Annotated in this window: 18 protein-coding genes; 7 read left to right on the forward strand and 11 right to left on the reverse strand. The window is 62.7% G+C overall.

What is annotated here, in order from left to right; all coding sequences use genetic code 11:
* Positions 1-121 precede the first annotated feature (121 nt).
* The 4 genes from AC1DZE_RS20915 to AC1DZE_RS20930 form a co-directional block, all read right to left on the reverse strand.
* The gene (locus AC1DZE_RS20915) at positions 122-1,252 is read right to left on the reverse strand and encodes a sugar ABC transporter permease (protein WP_477669620.1); all 1,131 of its coding nucleotides are present in this window, start codon (positions 1,250-1,252) and stop codon (positions 122-124) included.
* A 162-nt stretch (positions 1,253-1,414) separates the two neighbouring features.
* The gene (gene xylF / locus AC1DZE_RS20920; protein ID WP_457280705.1) at positions 1,415-2,431 is read right to left on the reverse strand and encodes a D-xylose ABC transporter substrate-binding protein; all 1,017 of its coding nucleotides are present in this window, start codon (positions 2,429-2,431) and stop codon (positions 1,415-1,417) included.
* A gap of 289 nt (positions 2,432-2,720) precedes the next feature.
* Positions 2,721-3,770, reverse strand: a complete 1,050-nt coding sequence (locus AC1DZE_RS20925) for an Ldh family oxidoreductase (RefSeq protein ID WP_477669380.1) — start codon at positions 3,768-3,770, stop codon at positions 2,721-2,723.
* Positions 3,771-4,071: 301 nt separating this feature from the next.
* The gene (locus AC1DZE_RS20930; protein WP_477700502.1) at positions 4,072-6,030 is read right to left on the reverse strand and encodes a PhoX family protein; all 1,959 of its coding nucleotides are present in this window, start codon (positions 6,028-6,030) and stop codon (positions 4,072-4,074) included.
* Positions 6,031-6,298: 268 nt separating this feature from the next.
* Here AC1DZE_RS20930 and AC1DZE_RS20935 point away from each other — a divergent pair, with 268 nt between their 5' ends.
* The gene (locus AC1DZE_RS20935) at positions 6,299-6,967 is read left to right on the forward strand and encodes a DsbA family oxidoreductase (protein ID WP_477669382.1); all 669 of its coding nucleotides are present in this window, start codon (positions 6,299-6,301) and stop codon (positions 6,965-6,967) included.
* Here AC1DZE_RS20935 and AC1DZE_RS20940 read toward each other — a convergent pair.
* Positions 6,964-7,305: a MoaF N-terminal domain-containing protein gene (locus AC1DZE_RS20940; RefSeq protein WP_477669383.1), complete on the reverse strand. Its 342-nt coding sequence runs from the start codon at positions 7,303-7,305 to the stop codon at positions 6,964-6,966. The two genes, AC1DZE_RS20935 and AC1DZE_RS20940, sit on opposite strands and share 4 nt — an antisense overlap.
* A 218-nt stretch (positions 7,306-7,523) precedes the next feature.
* Between AC1DZE_RS20940 and AC1DZE_RS20945 the strand changes: the two genes are divergently transcribed.
* Positions 7,524-8,252, forward strand: coding sequence for a glutathione S-transferase (locus tag AC1DZE_RS20945; RefSeq protein ID WP_477673190.1), 729 nt, complete (start codon positions 7,524-7,526; stop codon positions 8,250-8,252).
* A gap of 335 nt (positions 8,253-8,587) precedes the next feature.
* Entirely contained in the window at positions 8,588-9,553 is a 966-nt protein-coding gene (locus AC1DZE_RS20950; protein WP_477673189.1) for a ferritin-like domain-containing protein, read from the forward strand.
* Between the two features lie 120 nt (positions 9,554-9,673).
* Here the strand turns inward: AC1DZE_RS20950 and AC1DZE_RS20955 are convergent, their stop codons facing one another.
* The 6 genes from AC1DZE_RS20955 to ku all read right to left on the reverse strand — a co-directional run bounded on the left by AC1DZE_RS20955 (position 9,674) and on the right by ku (position 14,751).
* On the reverse strand, positions 9,674-10,012 hold the full coding sequence (locus AC1DZE_RS20955; protein WP_477673188.1) for a hypothetical protein: 339 nt from the start codon (positions 10,010-10,012) through the stop codon (positions 9,674-9,676).
* On the reverse strand, positions 10,009-10,203 hold the full coding sequence (locus AC1DZE_RS20960; RefSeq protein WP_477700503.1) for a hypothetical protein: 195 nt from the start codon (positions 10,201-10,203) through the stop codon (positions 10,009-10,011). The genes AC1DZE_RS20955 and AC1DZE_RS20960 overlap by 4 nt, the downstream gene beginning before the upstream one ends.
* A 92-nt stretch (positions 10,204-10,295) precedes the next feature.
* Positions 10,296-10,571: a hypothetical protein gene (locus AC1DZE_RS20965; protein WP_477673187.1), complete on the reverse strand. Its 276-nt coding sequence runs from the start codon at positions 10,569-10,571 to the stop codon at positions 10,296-10,298.
* 85 nt (positions 10,572-10,656) lie between these two features.
* Entirely contained in the window at positions 10,657-10,929 is a 273-nt protein-coding gene (locus AC1DZE_RS20970) for a hypothetical protein (protein ID WP_477673186.1), read from the reverse strand.
* A 177-nt stretch (positions 10,930-11,106) separates the two neighbouring features.
* Complete coding sequence (ligD, locus tag AC1DZE_RS20975) at positions 11,107-13,782, reverse strand: DNA ligase D (protein WP_477700504.1); 2,676 nt, start codon at positions 13,780-13,782, stop codon at positions 11,107-11,109.
* 27 nt (positions 13,783-13,809) lie between these two features.
* Positions 13,810-14,751, reverse strand: coding sequence for a non-homologous end joining protein Ku (gene ku, locus AC1DZE_RS20980; protein ID WP_477674182.1), 942 nt, complete (start codon positions 14,749-14,751; stop codon positions 13,810-13,812).
* Positions 14,752-14,967: 216 nt separating this feature from the next.
* Here ku and AC1DZE_RS20985 point away from each other — a divergent pair, with 216 nt between their 5' ends.
* The 4 genes from AC1DZE_RS20985 to fahA all read left to right on the forward strand — a co-directional run bounded on the left by AC1DZE_RS20985 (position 14,968) and on the right by fahA (position 18,639).
* The gene (locus AC1DZE_RS20985; protein WP_477674181.1) at positions 14,968-15,429 is read left to right on the forward strand and encodes a CHRD domain-containing protein; all 462 of its coding nucleotides are present in this window, start codon (positions 14,968-14,970) and stop codon (positions 15,427-15,429) included.
* Positions 15,430-15,532: 103 nt separating this feature from the next.
* A complete protein-coding gene (locus tag AC1DZE_RS20990) occupies positions 15,533-15,991 on the forward strand; it encodes a MarR family winged helix-turn-helix transcriptional regulator (protein ID WP_477700505.1) in 459 nt (152 codons plus the stop codon).
* A 60-nt stretch (positions 15,992-16,051) separates the two neighbouring features.
* Complete coding sequence (gene hmgA, locus AC1DZE_RS20995) at positions 16,052-17,356, forward strand: homogentisate 1,2-dioxygenase (protein ID WP_477669392.1); 1,305 nt, start codon at positions 16,052-16,054, stop codon at positions 17,354-17,356.
* 5 nt (positions 17,357-17,361) lie between these two features.
* Positions 17,362-18,639 carry a fumarylacetoacetase gene (gene fahA / locus AC1DZE_RS21000; RefSeq protein ID WP_477669393.1) on the forward strand — a complete coding sequence of 426 codons (1,278 nt, stop codon included), beginning with the start codon at positions 17,362-17,364 and terminating at the stop codon, positions 18,637-18,639.
* Positions 18,640-18,773: the final 134 nt, after the last annotated feature.

Genomic DNA, 18,773 nt, shown 5'->3' on the forward strand with positions numbered 1-18,773 from the left:
CCCCCTTGAGGGGCTGAGAGCCGCGGCTCCAAGCCTGCCTGCGCAGGCTTGGACGGCTTCGAAGGGCCTCCGCCTCTGGCGGAGGTGCCGGGCGCCGAAGGCGCTTCGGGGGTGTTTCATCCTAGCTTTCCTGTGCCCACTTGCGGTAGAGCACGTCAAATACCACCGCCACAATCAGCACCTGCCCGATGATGATCATGCGTTTTCCGATGGAGACATCCAGCAGCAGCATGCCGCTGTCCAGCGACTGCATGATGAGCGCACCCAGGACCGAGCCGATGATGGTGCCGCTGCCTCCGGCCAGTGCGGTGCCGCCGATCACTGCGGCGGCAATCACGAAGAGCTCCATCCCGGTGCCCAGCGAGTTGGTGCCTGCGTTCAGGCGGGCCACCGACACGATGGCCGCGATGGTGATGAGCACGGCGAGCAGGGCAAACAGCATGAGCGTTACCCGCTTGACCGGTATGCCGACCAGTACCGCGGCGTCGGGGTTGCCGCCCATGGCGTAAACATAGCGGCCAAAACGGGTGCGCTGGGAGATGAATGACATCACCACCGCCACGGCCGCCCAGATCAGCACCGGAATCGGGATGCCCTGGGGGGCGTCCTTGTTGGTGACCAGGTAGCTGTTCATGGTCGCGGCGAACGCGGCCAGCAGGGCCACCGGTGCCGCCACCAGCAGTACATCCACCCACACGGGCTGGTTGGGCATCTCATGGCGCGTGGAGGCACGGCGGCGCAGCAGCATGCGAACCACCAGCACCACACTCACGCAGGCGGTCAGGACCCAGGTGGCGGTCACGCCGATGCCGCCGTCATAGCCGCCGCCGAGTTGCAGAAAAGTCTCGTCGCTGACGGGCTGCGTCTTGCCGTCGGCCACCAGAAAAGCCGCGCCGCGCAAGGACATCAGCCCTCCCAGCGTGACCACAAAAGAAGGGACGCCGAGCATGGCGGTCAGCCATCCCTGGTACACCGACACCACCAGCGCCGCGGCCAGCCCGGCGAGTGACGCCGCCGGCCAGGACCATCCCAGGGTGTACTGAAGATAGGCGATGAGCACGCCGACAAAACCGATCACCGAACCGACCGACAGGTCAATATGCCGGGCCACAATGATCAGCACCATGACAGTGGACACGATGCCCACCACCGCGGTTTGCTGGGCAATGTTGTAGAGATTTTCAGGCGACAGGAAAATGCCGCCCGACAGGACCTGGAATACGCCCGCCAGGACGGCGAGCACGCCCCCCATGAACACCAGCCGCCAGTCGACAGCAGCGTTGCGCAGGAATCGAACGGGAAATTGCATGGTCTTGAGGATGCGGCACTCCCCAAGGCAACCTACAGGCCGGTTGCCTTGCCTGCTTGCGCAGAATGGGGAGCAGGTGGTTGAACGCCTGTATTAAAGCCTGTATTACTTGCAGGCCGCGACGTTGCCCGTGACACCCTTGCAGAGTTCGTCTTTCTTGATCCAGCCGGCCTTCACCACCACGTCGAGGTTGTCGCGGGTAATGGGCACTGGCTTGAGGAACTGGGCCTGCAGGGCGATCTTTTTCTCGCCACCGTTCCAGGAAGTCGCGCCGTCGACTTTTTTGCCGGCACCCAGATTGACAGCGGCGCTGGCCGCCTGTTTACCGAGGTCGCGCGCATCTTTCCATACCGACACGGTCTGGGTGCCCATGGCTACGCGGTTCAAGGCGGCAAAGTCACCGTCCTGGCCGGACACCGGCACGCCCTTGAGGCCCTTGGAACTCAGAGCCGCCACCACACCACCGGCTGTGCCGTCATTGGAAGCCACCACGGCATCGACCTTGCCGCCGTTCTTGGTCAGGATCTGTTCCATGTTTTTCTGGGCGACTTCGGGCTTCCAGCCCTCGGTGTATTCCTCGCCCACGATCTTGATGTCGCCTTTCTTGACGGCAGCGTCAATGATTTCCTGCTGGCCTTCGCGCAGGAAATTTGCATTCGGGTCGGTGGGGGAGCCCTTGATCATCACGTAGTTGCCCTTGGGCTTGGCCTGGAACACCGCGCGGGCCTGCATGCGGCCGACTTCTTTGTTATCGAAGGTGATGTAGAACACGCCGGGAGCCTCGATCAGGCGGTCGTAGGCAATAACCGGCACTTTTTGTTTGGTGGCCTTGTTCACGGCGGGCAGGATGGCGTCCTTGTCCATGGCCAGCACGATCAGGACCTTGGCACCCTTGGCCATCAGGCCGTCAATGTCCGCCAGTTGTTTTTCAGGGGAGCCCGCTGCGTCTGCGCTGATGTACTTGGCGCCCAGTTTTTCAAGTTGCGTCTTGATGGCGGCCTCGTCGGTTTTCCAGCGTTCCTCCTGGAAGTTGGACCAGCTGACGCCGACAGTGACCTGCGCAAATGCGCCGGCAGCGGCCAGGCTGAGTGCCATTGCGGTGAGGGAATTTTTTAGTTTCATGAATGTCTCCGATAGTTCTGCCCAGTCGGGCGTGTAGTTTTGAAAACCCAGCTGAATCCCGGTAATCGTTCCGCTGCAAACGCAGCACTTCAGAATTAGTTTGAACGACGCACTAATTATGTGGACCTGAAAAATTCCCCGCCTAGGGACAAACCCCGGGTATGCGGGGGTCGCTTTAAATTTTTGATGGTTTCTGTAATACCAAAGGCTGATCAGCAGGCGCAGCAAGCAGAAAATCCGTCAGCGGCAACGGCTGGCCGGATCGGTTTTCCGCTGGAAAGGCCGCGCTTCAGTGGGCGGCAGACGGCTCTGTCACCCCAAGCTTGATGGCCCAGCTTGACAGTGCGGGCAGGATGGAGGGATACAGCTCCACGCCCGATTCCATTTGCCCGGCTGCCAGCGCAATGCCTTTTTCCCCCGGAGTGCGCACGGCAGACCCTGCTTGCGCGGGTCGTGATGCACGGCAGGCATCCGTGACATGGCCAGTCTGGCGCGTGAATGCGTCCAGGCCCGCAAAAGCGCGCGGGTCAATCACCTGCAGGAAGACCGTGGCGCCCCATCCTTCCTTCGGGTCGGCGCGGCCATGACCTGCGAGGCCGCCGGTTAATGCCTCTACCAGCAAGGTGAGGCCATAACCCTTGTGGCCCGAGTCCATGCCACCCAGCGGCAGGATGGTGCCCTTGGGTTCGTCGAACAGCACCGAAGGGTTGTCACTGGCCACGCCGTGACCGTCCATCACCCAGGCAGCAGGCAGCCGCTTGCCTTCCTTGTGCAGCCGGTTGGTCATGCCGTTGGTCGTGGCCGAGGTAGACACATCCATCAGCACCGGAACGCCGTTGGTGGGAATGCCGGCAGAAACCGGATTGGGTGTGAACACCGGGTCCAGGCCGCCAAAGGGGGCAACGCTGGCCGTGTTCGGGTCCGAGCAGGTCAGCAGCATCATCAGGCCCTGATCGGTGGCGCGCTGGAGATAGGCGGCCAGGCAGGCGATGTGGTGGCTGCGGCGAATCACAACAGTGCAGGTGCCCTGGGTGGCGGCACGCTCAGTGGCCAATGCCATCGCTTGCAGAACCAGCCAGGGGCCGGGCAGGCGGCGGCCGTCCCATGTCACGGCGGCCGGATGGTCGGCCAGCACGGCTGGGGTGCCGAGTTTTTCCATCGCGCCAGACTCCAGCTCTGCCAGGTAGCCCGGCAGCAGGGCGAGCCCGTGGGTGTTATGGCCCATCAGGTCGCCCTGGACCAGGATGTCGGCCACGGCGGCGGCCTTGTCGTGCTCCAGCCCGGCGGTGGTCAGCAGGGTTCGGGCGTAGTTGATCAGATCGATCTGGGCGTATCGCATGGATTTGTCTCGGTGCTGTTTCAGTGTTGTCACTGCAGATGCTCTGTTTTTGATAGCCGCTTGCGCCCGTCCTGTATGGGTTAGATGGGCTTTTTATGCACATAACCCAACGCGTCAGGCCACGTCAGGCCGGCCGTCGCTGTCCTGAACATTCTAGGGACGAACACGTAAGGTCGCACATCGCACAACCCGTGCGCGGCATTTCATACGGGGCAAAAAGCGGAAAGCGGGCCATGAGCCCGCTTTCCGCCTGAGGCACCGAAGCCGGTGCCTGTAACCATGTTTATGGCTATGCCGTCAGTCAGCCCAGCTTGATGCTGCTGGGGTCTGCGGTGAGGTAGCCGACAGCCGCGCCGAAGCGGTCCTTGTAGTTCGCGCGCACCAGCGGGTCCAGCGTGGCCTGCACCTTGCCATGCAGCGCCGGAATCCAGTCGCCGGCGTGCTGGAAGTTGCTCATGATGTAGGTCCAGCCGTTGAGGTCGTCCACCACATGCAGGCCGGTGGCTTCGGCGCCCGAAGGCATGGACATCAGGCGCGACAGCTGTTGGGTGTCGACGTTGTAGGCCCAGATGAAGTTGTTGACGTGGGTGCTGCTGTCTTCGCCGATGAAGAGTGTGCGCATTTTTTCGGAGAACTTCAGGTTGTCGGGGTTGGACACCTTGTTGGGGTTGGCCTTGTTGCCCAGTGCATCGCCGGCGATGTCTTCGCCGACCAGCAGGGCCTTGGTGTGCACCGGCATCCATTCGCTGTTGATGGCGGTGCCGGCCAGGTCTTTCTGGCCGCCGTCCAGCTTGTGCACCATCACGCCGCCGGCGATCAGGGCCTTGTCAAGTGCGATGCCGCTGGCCGCGTTCCACCCCTTGCCGGTCTTGACCATGGAGTCCTGCATGTTCTGCAGCGCCGAGTAGGCGACCTTGTCCTTGATGTTGACGGTGGTGCCTTCCATTTTGGAAAAGCCCATGCTGCCGCCCATCAGGTAGGCATAGCGGTGCGTTTCCAGGAAGGCGGCAGCCTTTTCCATGCCGGGCTTGATCTTGATCCAGTTGGCATTGCCGCCGTAGAACACTTTGGTGAAGCTCGCATCACCGGGGTCTGTTTTCGATACCGTCATGATGTCGGCGGGTTTGAGCGTGTCGGCCATTTTTTCGATCTCGGCGCTGGTGGCGTGGCCCAGCTTGACCCAGGAAATCTTCGCTCCCTGATCGGCGGGGTTGACCGAGAAGCCGGTGCCCAGCTTGCCCACATACAGCGTGCCGGAAGACAGGTCTTTTTCGCGGTCGGCCACAAAGACAAAGAGGCCGCTGTTGGTGGCGTCGTCGCCCATCAGCACGGTGCGGTTGTCTGGCATGACCTGCACCAGCTCGTGCGAGATGCGGCCCATGTTGTAGTGCTTTTTGACCGTGCCGGTGCCGTCGGGATGCACGGTGACTTCAGGCAGGTGGCCGTAGTGATAGGGGTTCGCTTTGGTTTCGTCGCCGTAGACGTTCTTGCTGAACTTCCTGAACTGTGCACTTTCGGCGGCAAAAGGTGCGTCGGGCTCGTACTCTTCGCTGGAGAGGTGGGTGTTCCAGGGCGACAGGCTGGCGCCGCAGGTGATCCACAGGCCGTGCGCCCTGGACATGTCGACGTTGTGGTACTTCACCAGGCTGAGCTTGCCGGTGGCCTGGTCCTGGTCCAGCGTCAGCACGGCGATGGGTGAGGGCAGGTTGCCGTAAGCGTCAGCGCCAGCCTGGTCGCGTGTGGTGTATTCAAACTGCACCACGGCGAACACCGCCTTGCCCTTGATGCCGGGAACGTTGGCATCCGGCAGGCCGAGCAGCGACGTGCCGTCGGGCGAGTCGGAGAATATCTGGCGTTCCTTGCCCGGCACCGAGCGGTCGATGATGGGCCGGTTGTTGATGTCCACATAGCCGCCGGCAAGGATGGTGCCGCCCTTGCCGTCCGGCACCATGTCGCCGGTGACGAAGAAGGGCTGGTAGGCGAGCTTGTAGCTCTGCGTGCTGTTGTCTTTGAGGCGGACCTGCAGGCTGGAGCCCACAGTGGTGGTGGCCATGGCGGCCGCATCAGCAAGCGTTGGGGCGGCCATGGACGTGAAGCTGGAAGCCATGTAATTGCCCGCTGCGGCAGGGCCGCTTCCGGTGGCGCAGCCCGACAGCAGGGTGCTGGAGGCCAGGGCCCCCAGCGGCAGCATGGGCGCGGTCGCCAGGAATTTCAGGGCCGTGCGGCGGGAGGGAAGGGAGGGGGTGGCCAGGTCGGACATTGTTATGGTTTCCAGTGTTTCAGGTGGAGTGGTCGTGAAGCCGCAGCCCTGGCCGCGCACTCCGGCGGGGCAAGTCGGGCTGCGCTGCGGGAATCTTAGGAAGCTTGTGTGACAGTTTCTTGAAAAGGGCTGCCACAGACGGCCCCAGGCAGGGGCGGCCCCCGCTGATTAACCTCGCGCCCGGTACTTGAATATCCCCGGGCGAACCGCAAGCTGCTTTGCTGCGGGCCAAAATCGGTCTGCCAGAACAGCAACCCTCAAGGCCCCTATGACCACCCAACTCAAAATCGATTTTGTGTCCGACGTTTCCTGCCCCTGGTGCGTGATCGGCCTCAAGTCCCTGGACCAGGCGCTGGAGCGCGTGGGCGACGACATCCAGGCCGAGCTGCACTTTCAGCCCTTTGAGCTCAATCCGAAGATGGCGCCCGAAGGCCAGGAAATCACCGAGCACATCACCGAGAAATACGGCATCACGCCCGCACAGGCCCAGGCCAACCGCGAGAACATCCGCGCGCGCGGCGCGCAGGTCGGCTTCAAGTTCAGCATGGCCGATGAGCCCGGCGGCGGTCGCAGTCGCATCTACAACACCTTTGACGCCCACCGCCTGCTGCATTGGGCCGAGCTGGAAGGGGTGGGCAAGCAAAAGGCGCTGAAGGAACTGCTGTTCAAGCGCTACTTCACCGACGGCCAGAGCCCGGCTTCACACGAGGTGCTGGCGAAAGCGGCTGCCGAAGCGGGCCTGGATGAAGCCCGCGCGCGGGAGGTGCTGGCGTCAGGCGAATATGCGGCAGAGGTGCGCGAGCGTGAGCAGTTCTACCTGACGCAGGGCATTCATTCCGTGCCGGCCGTCATCATCAACGACCGCCATCTGATCTCCGGTGGACAGCCTGCTGAGGTGTTCGAACAGGCCTTGCGGCAGATCGCCGCGGCCGGCTAACGGCTCGCGCCCAGCACTTCAAAAGTGCCCGACTGCTGGACCCAGTCCTTGCCGTTGGATGCAAACCCTGTGGCTGTGCCGGTCTTGAGACTGAGCGCTACCGTGATCGTGTAGCCGCTTTCCGCTGAGAGATAAGACACCACATGCACGTCGTCCGACACTTTCACGGCGGCGCTGGCGCTTTCGTGGTGGTCTTTTGAACCCGGACCGGTGCTGCGCCAGGTCACCCCTCCGTCGCCCGAAAAAATATGCTCAAAGCTAAGGCCCTTCGTCGGGCCGTCCTTGAAGCTCCAGCGCAGGGTCTTGCCATGCAGGGATTCGTTGAGGGCGGTTGTCATGGGAGCTCCAAAAGTAAAAAGTAACGTCAGCGCGACTGAATGAAGGCGGGCTCGCTTGCCGACAATTTCAACTTAGCTGCCGCACAGGAAGATATTTGTGGGACGTGGGTTAATCGGGTGTAGGACAAGCGGACGCATTGGCATTTGCCATGGATTCGCGGTGGATTCAAGGCCGGGTTTCACGCAAAATGAAACGCCAAGCGCAGGAGTTGTCATTCATGCCTTACGAGCTTCACTACTGGCCCACCATCCAGGGGCGCGGCGAATTTGTCCGGCTGGCGCTGGAGGCCGCAGGCGCTGATTACCTCGACGTGGCGCGTGGCTGCGAGGGCGACGGCCAGGGCATTCCCGCCATGATGCACTTCATGGAGAGCGCGGACGTGCCGCACCCGCCCTTCGCGCCGCCGTTTTTGGTGGACGGAAAAACCATCGTCGGGCAGTCGGCAGCCATCCTGCTTTACCTGGGTCCGCGCCTGGGCCTGGTGGGCAAGAGCGAGGCTCAACGCCTGTGGACGCACCAGGTGCAGCTCACGATTGCCGACGTCGTGGCCGAGGCGCACGACACCCATCATCCGGTAGGAACCGGCCTGTATTACGAAGACCAGAAAAAGGAAGCGCTGCGCCGCGCAAAAGAATTCAGGACGGCGCGCGTGAAGAAATTTCTGGGCTGGTTTGAAACCGTGCTGGAGCGCAACCCGCGCGGCAGCGCGCATCTGGTGGGGGGCCGGCTGAGCTATGCCGACCTTTCCCTGTTCCAGCTGGTGGAAGGGCTGCTGTATGCGTTTCCCAAGGCGGCCCGCCGCGCACTGAAAACCGTACCGCGCGTTGTAGCCTTGCACGACAGCGTGGCCCAGAACCGGCGCGTGGCAGCCTATCTCGCGAGCGAGCGGCGCATTCCCTTCAACGAAGACGGCATCTTTCGCCGTTACCCGGAGCTCGATGCCTGAGTGGTGGACCGGGTCTTCAGTTGCAGTGCTGTTGCCATCGCCTGCGCACGCCCAAGTCCAGGTCTTCTTCCTTGTTGTTGCTCCTGTTTTGATAGCTGCTTGCGCTTGTCCTGAAAGGCCCACAGGGCGAAATTCCGCAAATTTCTGACGCGACAACCTGGCCGGGACGTGCGCGGCGTTCTCCTACAAAGGAGGCTGTGCTTGCCTGACCGCGCCGTACATCTCTGGGTTGCACCATCAATCTACCTGCCTGGCAATGATCATCACATCACGATGGTGCGAGCAAACATCCGGGCGGTTTTTTTACAACGCAGCAAGAGACAAAGGAGTACACCATGGCAAAGGAACAGCACGATCAGAATCTTGATCCCATCAGCAAGGAGCCGGGTGCCCATCCGGTCGGAACAGGTATTGGCGCTGCGGCAGGCGGTATCGCCGCCGGCGCGGCTGCCGGAACGGTGGCCGGACCGGTGGGTGCGGTAGTGGGCGGCATCGCAGGCGCCGTGGCTGGCGGGCTGGGCGGCAAGGAAGCTGCCGAAGCACTGGACCCGACTGCAGAAGAAGCCTACTGGCGCGGCAACTACAACCGTGAAAGCTATTACGAAGACGGGCGGCCCTTTGACGACTATGCGCCGGCCTATCGTCTGGGGCTCTATGGCCGGCAGGAATATACGGGTTCATTTGACGAAACCGAAAGCCGCTTGCGGACCCACTGGGATACAAAAAGAGAGCGTTCGACGTTGACCTGGCCACAGGCCAGGGAGGCGAGCCGCGCGGCATGGACCCGGGTTGAGAGCCTGTACCCGGGTGCTTTTGACAATGCCGCCGCAACAGGCGATGCAACAGTGGACGGCGATGACGACATCATCGAAAACCTGAACGACCTGCTCGAATCCTGCCGTGACGGGGAGTATGGTTTCCGCGAATGCGCCGAGCACACCAAGGCGCAGGACATCAAGACACTGCTGCTTCGCCATGCCGATGAATGCCGGGCTGCGGGCCTGGAGCTGCAAACCCTGATTCGCCAGCTCGGCGGGAAACCCGACGAAGGCGGCTCGGTCAGCGGTGCATTGCATCGCGGATGGGTTTCCGTGCGGGCCACGCTGAGCGCGTTGAGCGACCAGGCGATGCTCAACGAGTGCGAGCGCGGCGAAGACGCTGCAGTGGCACGCTACCGCAAAGCCCTGAAGCGTAATTTCCCCGCCGGTATCAGAGCCGTGGTGGAACGCCAGGCCCAGGGCGCACAGCGCAATCATGACCAGGTGAAAGCCCTGCGCGATGCGCTGAAGACTGCTTCATAACCGCAAGGACTGTCGCTCACACAGGAATCAATTGTTTTTTGTCGGCACTCGAGGCTCGGCAAACCAAGGGGCGGCATTTGTCGCCCCTTTTTTTATTCCTTCATGTCGGGAGTGCCCTCGTTAGTTCTTCAAGCTGCTCGCACAATCCACCTGGGCGTCGAGCTGTACGCCGTTGCGTGAATAGTCAGCATCGGTGACCTTGCAGCCGGAGCGCAGTTCAATCGCCTGCAGCAATGCCGCGCGGCCCGAAGGGGTCGATGTGGCGCTGCCGTTTTTGGGCCCCGGGGCAATTGCCGTCCATGTGCTGGCTGTCAACTGGCTGATAAGGTAGGTTTGCCCTTCTACGGTGACGCGGTGTGACGGCGGGTCCGCCGCACCCATGCCGGCACATCCGGCTATCCAGGCTGACGCGAATACCCATACCGGCCATAACGTTCGAACCCCCGCGCGACCGTTCATGCCGTGTGGCCGGGCAGGCTTGCCGGGGTTTGGGCTGCAAGAGCCGCCTGAATCGCGGCAGTTGGTGGTGAAGACAGGGCGGTGTCCGCTTTCGGTTCCGGGGCCTTGGGCGGTGCTTTGGGAACCTTGTTGTCGGGGCATCCGGACAAGAAGAGCAGGATCGCCAATGTGAGGGGTAGATGGGTTTTCATGATGTCTCCAGGCGCGTTCTGTGGCGCTACCTGAATGATAGGACGCGGCCGCACGCAGAGCCAGTCCTTCGGCCCCAAGTCGCGGCGAAGGCCTACATCCGGCGCGGGTGCGAACCCGCCACGCCCATGCGTTGCAAGGCCTCGCTCAGGCTGCGTGCCGGCTTTTGGGTGCCAGCGGCCGGGGCCCCGCATTGCTGCTGGAGCGGCTGGAGGGAAGGCGGGCGCTGGGCCGCAGAGGCGGGCGGGTGCGGGGCAGATGGCGTGGGGGAGCGATTTTCCGCCAATGCCTTGCCTCTCAATTCCGCGGCCATGCGCCGGCCTTCAGTCTGGAGGTAAAGCGTCAGATCCATTTCATCGAGTTGCTTCATGGTGGGGGTTCTGGTGGCTGCAGTGTTGCAAAAAAACGGAGGCATATGCCTCCGTTTGATGAATAGAAGATCCGCTCACAACCGATCACTTGTTGCTGCGGCCTTGTTGCCTGCTACCAGCGTTGCCGGAATCCATGGTGTCGTCACGTTCGGCCTGGTTACGCGATTGCTGGGCGCTACCGTGCTGGTGTTGCTGACCGGGCTGCTGCTGGTTACCGCCCTGGTTGAGCTGGGCGTCGCTGGCCTTGTTGGCGTTTTGCCTGTCCTGCTGGCCGGGCTGGTTCTGGTTGCGCTGGCCTTGTTGTTGCTGGTTGTCCTGCGACTGGTTTCTTTTCGGATCGTTCTGGTTGGATGCCATGAGTTTCTCCTTGATGAAGTTAAGAATGGGACCTGAGAAGAGGCGAAGCAAACGAAAACTTGCGCCGTTATGTCAATTTAGATGCCGCGCCGTCTTTTCCATGTCGGGCCATCCGCCCTCGACCTGTAGGAACCGGACGACACTGCGCGGAGGGGACGTTTGGCGGGGTATTAGGCATTACTTCGCAGCCGCCGGTGCCTTGAAGCCGAGTTGCTTCATGGCGCTGGCAAGCCCGTTGCGTGATGCCTCGTAAGCCTCCCAGGGCTGGTTGCCGATTGCCAGGCGCCCGCCCAGGGTTTGCGCCGTCCAGTGTGCGCCGCCGGTCAGTGAGGCCAGTTCATCCCAATTGACAGGGACGGACACGCCGAGGCCCGGCCGGGCACGCATTGACCACGCTGCGACGGTGGTGGCGCCAAATCCATTGCGCAGGTAATCCGGAAAAATCTTGCCGATGCGGTTTTTAGGGCCGCTCTTGGCGGCAAAGCGCTGGGGAATCACGGCGGCAAGGTGCATCACGATGGCATGCGAAAAATCCTTCACGGTGTCGAAGTCGTATTGCCGCTTGAGCGGCACCACCACGTGCAGGCCTTTGCCCCCGCTGGTTTTCAGGAAGTTCGCGAGCTTCAGTTCGTCGAGAAAGGCGCGCACCAGTTGCGCAGCCTCCTGAACCTGCGGCCAGGCAACGCCTTCACCCGGGTCCAGGTCGAACGTCATGCGGTCGGGCTTGTGGATGGCGCGCGTGGTGGCGTTCCAGGTATGGAACTCGATCACGTTGATCTGCGCGGCCGCCAGCAGGGCGGCTGTGGAGGGAATCTCCAGCAGCGGACCATGGCCGGGGTCCAGCGCGGGGTCCAGCAATTTGATGCCGGGAATTGACGTAGCCTCGGCATGCTTCTGGAAGAACAGCTCACCACCGATGCCCGAGGGCGCGCGCACCAGCGCGGTGGGACGGGCCTTGAGGTGCGGCAGCATCAGCGACGCGACCTGTGCGTAGTGCTCGACCACGTTTTGTTTGGTAAAGCCGGTGCTGCTGTCGATCACCCGGTCAGCATGCGTGACACGCAGGGACTTCAGCGCTGCAGGGGCGGACTTCGCGGTCCTTTTTTCGGGGACGTTCAAGCTACCCCTCGCGTTGGGCTTTTCGGTGGAGGTTTTTTTGGCGGGATTCACGGTGGCGCCTTTCTTGCCGCGCTCCAGGACGGCGGGTTTTTCACGGAGGATGTTCGTTGCGGGTTTGTCGGTGCGCAGGCCCTGGAATACGGAGTGGCGGATATGGCCGCCATGGGTCCATTCGCCAAAGGCCACTTCGGCCAGCAGACGCGGCTTGACCCATTGGCCCTTGACCCCGGCGGGCACCTTGGTAAAAGGACTGCGTTCGGCGTGGATCTTCTGCAGCCGCGCCTTGAGGTCCTTGAGCGTTGCATCGTTAAAGCCGGTGCCGACGTTGCCGGCGTAAAGAAGCCCGCCTTCGCTGTCATGCACGCCCAGCATCAGCGCACCCAGGCCGGCGCGCGAACCCTTGGGTTCGGTGTAACCGCCGATGACGAACTCCTGGCGCAGCTGGGTCTTGAGCTTGATCCAGTCCGGCGAGCGGCGTGACACGTAAGCCGAGTCCACGCGTTTGCCGATCACGCCTTCCAGCCCGACACGCCGGGCCGACTCAAGCAGATCTTGCGGTGCTTCGTCAAACGCATCGCTGAAACGGATGGTGTCCTGCGGATTGCGGGTGACCAGCGCGCAGAGGATTTCACGGCGCTGTGCCAGTGGCAGTTGCCGCAGGTCCAGTCCGTCAAAGTAGGGCAGGTCGAACACGTAAAAAATGATGCGGGCCGTGCTGGCATGGTCAAACGCGTTTTGCAGCGCGCCGAAGTCTGGCACGCCGTGTTCGTTCATCACGACGATTTCGCCATCCACCCAGCCTGAGGAAATTTCCAGCGCGGCCACGGCGTTGGCCAACTTGGGCAGCTTGCTGGTCCAGTCGTTGCCTTTGCGCGTGATGAGGCGAACCGACGGCCCGTCGATGCGGGCCAGCAGGCGGTAGCCGTCATACTTGATCTCGTAGGCCCAGCCTTGCGGGGCGGCCGGAGGGCGTGCGACCAGGGTGGCCAGTTGCGGAGCCAGTGTCTGCGGCAGCTTTGCCGCGACGGCGCCTTCGGGGATGTCAGTAGCGGGTGTGCTTCTGCGTTCCTGTTTGGCAATCTTCCTGGCGGTCTTTCGGGTGGCGGCTGCCTTCTTGACGGCAGCGCCGGCCGAAGCGCCCGCCTTGCCGAAGTTTTCCGCGGTGTCGCGTGGCAGTGGCTTGCCCGAGAGCACGCTGTTGGGCAGGGCCTCGCGTACGTCGAACTCCGTTTCCGGGCGGGCGTAGCCGTCGTGCTCCTTGATCAGCAGCCACGGCTCCTGCTTGGCGTTGCCGCGCCCATGCATTCGCACCAGCGTCCAGCCGCCCTTGAGTTTTTCGCCATGCAGTTCGAATTTGAGTTTTCCATCCTTGAACCCTTTGACAGGGTCCCCATGCGGCGTCCACAGGCCACGGTCCCAGACAATCACGTCGCCCGCGCCGTATTGCTTCGATGGAATGCTGCCCTCGAAACCTGCATAGGAAATGGGATGGTCTTCCACATGCATGCCCATGCGCTTGACGGACGGATCCAGGCTGGGCCCTTTGGGAACTGCCCAGCTCTTGAGCGTGCCCTGCAGTTCCAGGCGGAAGTCGTAATGCAGGTTGCGTGCGTCGTGTTTCTGGATCACGAAACTCAGCGCCTTGTCTGAGCGCGTGCCGCCTTGCGCCGGCTCGGGTGTGCGCGAAAAATCGCGCTTGGCGCGGTAGGGTTTCAGCAGGTCGCGGGCGCCCATGTCGTCAGCCTGCAGGTAAGCAACGGGCTAGGCGGCGCGCCGTTTGGCGGGAGCATGCGCGCGCGCCCTCGCGGCGGGTTTTTTGCGCGCCGGGCTTTTGGCTGCAGTCTTGCTGGTTTTCGCTGTGGTTTTGTCGGCTGCCCTGGTTTTGGAGGCATCGCCGCCGCCTTTGCGCAGGCTGCGCTGCAACAGCTCCGTCAGGTCAATGATCTTGGCGCCGGAGCGGGCTTCGGGTTCGTCGGATTCTTCCGGCTGCACCACGCTTTCCAGTTTGCCTTCTTTCGCCTTGCGTTTAACCAGCGCCATGATGTCGTCCCTGAAGGAGTCGGAGAACTGCTCCGGGTCCCATTTGCCGGTCATGTCGTCCACCAGCTGTTTGGCCATCGCCAGTTCCTTGTCAGACAGGCCCGCGGCCTTGGCGCCGACAGGCGGCAGGTCCAGTTCTTCCAGCGAGCGGATGTCGGCGCCCCAGCGCAGCAGGTTCAATATCAGTGCCGGGCCTGAAGGCACCAGAACGGCAAGGTGCTGCTTGGTCTGGATGATGACGCGGGCGATGCCCACGCGTTGGGTTTTCAGCAGGGTGTCGCGCAGCAGTGCGTAGACTTTTTGCCCTTTGTTGATGGGGGCGATGTAGTAGGGCCGCTCCAGGTAAACGAAGGGAATCTCCGTGTTGGGCACAAAGCTTTCGATTTCAATGGTCTGGGTGGTCTTTGGGTAGGCGGACTTGATCTCTTCTTCCGACAGCACGATGTACTGGCCGTCTTCGTATTCGACGCCCTTGACGATGTTTTCCCGGGTGATTTCTTTGCCCGTGCGCTTGTTGACGCGCTTGTAACCCACAGGGTCCATGCTGCGCTTGTCCAGCCAGTCGAAGTCAATGCCGCTCTCCGAGGTGGCCGAATGCAGCGCTACGGGGATGTGAACCAGGCCGAAACTGATGGCCCCTTTCCATAAAACGCGCGATGCCATGGTGTGAGTCTTTCTACTGAGGATTGCGGGCTGGCCTGGGGAAGGATGCAGGCCACAACTATCAGGCCAGTCTCCAGCCCGCGCGCAGGCAGGCGTGTCGGTGTGCGATGGGGTACGGGCGTCGTCCGGAACCGACTGTTCGCATGGGGTTTGTCCTACGGGTTTGACCAGCGTGCAGCACGCACAATCGGCTGCAACTTTTCAAGGAGCTGACCCATGCTTTCACGCCGCACCGCCACCCGAGTTTCCCTTGCCGCGATGGCCGTAGCCGCTGCCGCCATCACGGGCTGCGGCGTGATGAACAAGCAATCCCCCCTGGTCGCCTTCACCACACAGCTTCGCGGCGCCAATGAGGTGCCCGCCAATGCCAGCACCGGTAGCGGCTCGGTCGATGCCGTTTTCGATACCAGTACCAACCTGCTGCGCTGGAAAGTCAATTACACCCGTCTGACCGGCCCGGCGACTGCGGGACACTTTCACGGCCCGGCCGCCATTGGCGCCAACGCCGGTGTTGCTTTGGGGTGGGCCAGCCCCCTCCGTACCCCTATGGACGGCAGCGCCACACTGACGGCGGCCCAGGCCGCCGACCTGATGGCGGGCCGCTGGTATGCCAACATCCACACGGCCGCTTATCCCGCAGGGGAAGTGCGTGGCCAGATGACGATGGTGCGTAACTAGGGCCTTCTGAAGAGGCCCCCGGGCCGGCCTTTATAGATGGTTGCGGGCGCAACCGGATCGGTTTATAGTTGCGGGCGCAACCATAAACTTACCCGGTCGCTACATGATCAAGCTCGACAGAACCCTGACCTATCGCCTGCACCTTCTGCACAAGCTGACGGACATTGAAAGCCAGCGTGCTTATGTGGCGGACGCGCGCCTGTCGATGAGTGATGCCCGTTGCCTCACGGCCGTGGGCACCTTCGCGCCGCTGTCGGTGAACGACCTCGCGCAAAAAGCCAATCTGAACAAAGGCCAGGCCAGCCGGGCAGCCCAGTCCCTGGTTGATCAGGGTCTGGTGGTCAAGGCCGCCAGCCCGACGGACGGGCGCGGCGTGGTGCTGACACTCACACCCAAAGGCAAGAAAGCATGGCAGCGCACCATGAACGTGGTGGGGCAGCGCAACCAGGACATTTTTGGTGTGCTGAGCGCGGCCGAGCGCACGCAGCTCAGTGATTTGTTCGACAGGTTGATCGAGAAGGCCAGGGCCGGTGGCGGTGAGCCTGACGATGCCGAAGATTGATGGCATTGAGCCGTTGAACTGAACTTTTCTGAACATTGCAGATTCCCGGGAGAAACGTCCATGAGCACCAACACCTTGCATTACCAGTCCGGCTTCGGCAATGAATTTGCCAGCGAGGCGGTTGCCGGCGCGCTACCGCAAGGGCGCAACAGCCCGCAGCGCGCGCCGCACGATCTGTACACCGAGCTGATTTCCGGCACCGCCTTCACCGCACCGCGCGCCGAGAACCGCCGCACCTGGATGTACCGCCGCCAGCCTTCGGTAATGGCGGGTGGCTACAAGCCGTATGAACAGCCGCAGTGGACGACCGGCGCGGCGGGCGGCTGCGCCGTGCCGCCCGATCCCTTGCGCTGGAATCCATTCGCCATTCCCCCCGAGCCGCTGGATTTTGTGGACGGCATTCGCACTGTGGCCGCCAATGGCGACGCCGAAGCGCAGACGGGCATGGCCGCGCAGGTGTATGTCGCCAATCGTTCCATGTCGCAACGCGCGCTGGTCAATGCCGACGGCGAGATGCTGCTGGTGCCGCAGCAGGGCCGGCTGGTGGTGACGACCGAGCTGGGCATCCTGGATGTCAAGCCCGGGGAAATCGCCGTGGTACCGCGCGGCATGGCCTTCAGCGTGGCCTTGCCCGACGGCGCATCGCGCGGCTATATCTGTGAAAACTACGGTGCGCACTTTCGCCTGCCGGAACTCGGCCCCATCGGCTCCAACGGCCTGGCCAACGCGCGTGACTTCCTGGCACCCACGGCGGCGTTCGACAGCGCGCCTGCACCCAAGGGCGGCTTTGAAATCGTCAAGAAATTCGGCGGCCGCCTGTGGTCGGCCAGGCAAGCCGCCAGCCCCTTCAATGTGGTGGCCTGGCACGGCAACCTGGTGCCTTACAAGTACGACACGGCTCATTTCATGACCATCGGCTCCATCAGTTATGACCATCCGGACCCGTCCATCTTCACCGTGCTGACCTCGCCCTCGGACACGCCGGGCACGGCCAACTGCGACTTCGTGATCTTTCCGCCGCGCTGGCTGGTGGCCGAGAACACCTTCCGCCCGCCCTGGTACCACCGCAACCTCATGAGCGAGTTCATGGGCCTGGTCTATGGCCAGTACGACGCCAAGCCCGAAGGCTTCAAGCCCGGCGGCGCGTCGCTGCACAACTGCATGGTGCCGCACGGCCCGGACACCGAAGCCTTCGAGAAAGCCAGCACGGCCCCGCTGGCGCCGCACAAGCTGGACAACACGCTGGCCTTCATGTTTGAAAGCCGCTACCGCTTCATTCCCACGGCCTATGCGATAGAGGGCGGAGCACTGGATGCCGGCTACAGCAGTTGCTGGGCCGGGCTCAAAGACCAGTTCAAGGGCTGACGCGCATGAACCAGTCCCTCAACGCCACCCACGACCCTGAGCTGCGCAGCTGGGTCGCATCTGCGAATGACGCGGGAACAGACTTTCCGATCCAGAACCTGCCTTTTGGCACCTACAGCCATGGGCCGGGCGGGGAGCGGAAGATTGGCGTGGCCATTGGCGACCAGGTGCTGGATGTTCGGGCGGCCGGGCTGCTCGATACCGGTGACATGAATGAGTTGATGGCACAAAACCCGGCGACGATCAGTGCGCTGCGAGCGGCGATCTCGCGAGGCCTCGCAGAGGGCAGCTCAAAGCAAGCTGAGTGGAAGAACTTTTTGTCCCCCCAGGATTCGGTCACCCTGCACCTGCCTTGCCGCATCGGCGACTACACCGACTTCTACACCGGCATCCACCACGCCACCACCGTCGGCAAGCTGTTTCGGCCTGACGCACCGCTGCTGCCCAACTACAAGTGGGTTCCCATCGGCTATCACGGCCGCGCGTCGTCCATCGGTGTGAGCGGCCAGGCCTTTCCCCGCCCGATGGGCCAGACCAAAGGCCCGGACGACGCGGCACCTGTGTTGCGTCCCACCCAGCGACTTGACTACGAACTGGAACTCGGCGTGCTGGTGGGGCAGGGCAACGCGCTGGGCGAGCCCATCGCCATGGCTCAAGCTGAAGCACATGCCTTTGGCATGGTGCTGCTGAACGACTGGTCGGCGCGTGACGTGCAGGCCTGGGAATACCAGCCGCTCGGACCGTTCCTGTCCAAGAACTTTGCCAGCACGCTCTCGCCGTGGGTCGTCACGATGGAGGCGCTGGCGCCGTTTCGCGCACCGTTCGTGCGGCCCGAAGGCGACCCGCAGCCATTGCCGTACCTGGACTCGGAAGGCAACCGCCGCCTGGGTGGTATGGATGTGGCGCTGGAAGTGTGGATAGAGACCGAGGCCATGCGGGAAGCTGGCCGGGGCCCCGAGCGCTTGTCGCAATCGAACTTTCGTGACGCCTACTGGACGGTGGCGCAGCTGCTCACGCACCACACCGTCAACGGCTGCAACCTGCAGCCCGGCGATTTGCTGGGCTCGGGCACGCTGTCAGGCCCGGCGCCGGAACAGGCCGGCTCGTTGCTGGAGCTGAGCTCGGGCGGCAAGAATGCGCTGACCCTGGCCAATGGCGAAAAGCGCACCTTCCTGCAGGACGGGGACGCCGTCATCCTGCGTGCAAGCTGCGTGCGCGAAGGCTTCCGGCGGATTGGTTTTGGCGAGTGCCGTGGGCAGGTGCTGCCGGCCAGGGGCCTGTAAGGCACCTTGTGTTGTAGATGCGTTTTGCTATTAAGTTGATAGCTGCTCGCGCTTGTTACATAAGGGCTGTCGGCACTTTTCGTTCTGAAAATGCTGATTTTTAGCATTTCAGGGCCGGTGAATCCCCCAAACAG

Source organism: Polaromonas sp. P1_F1, from assembly GCF_056405795.1.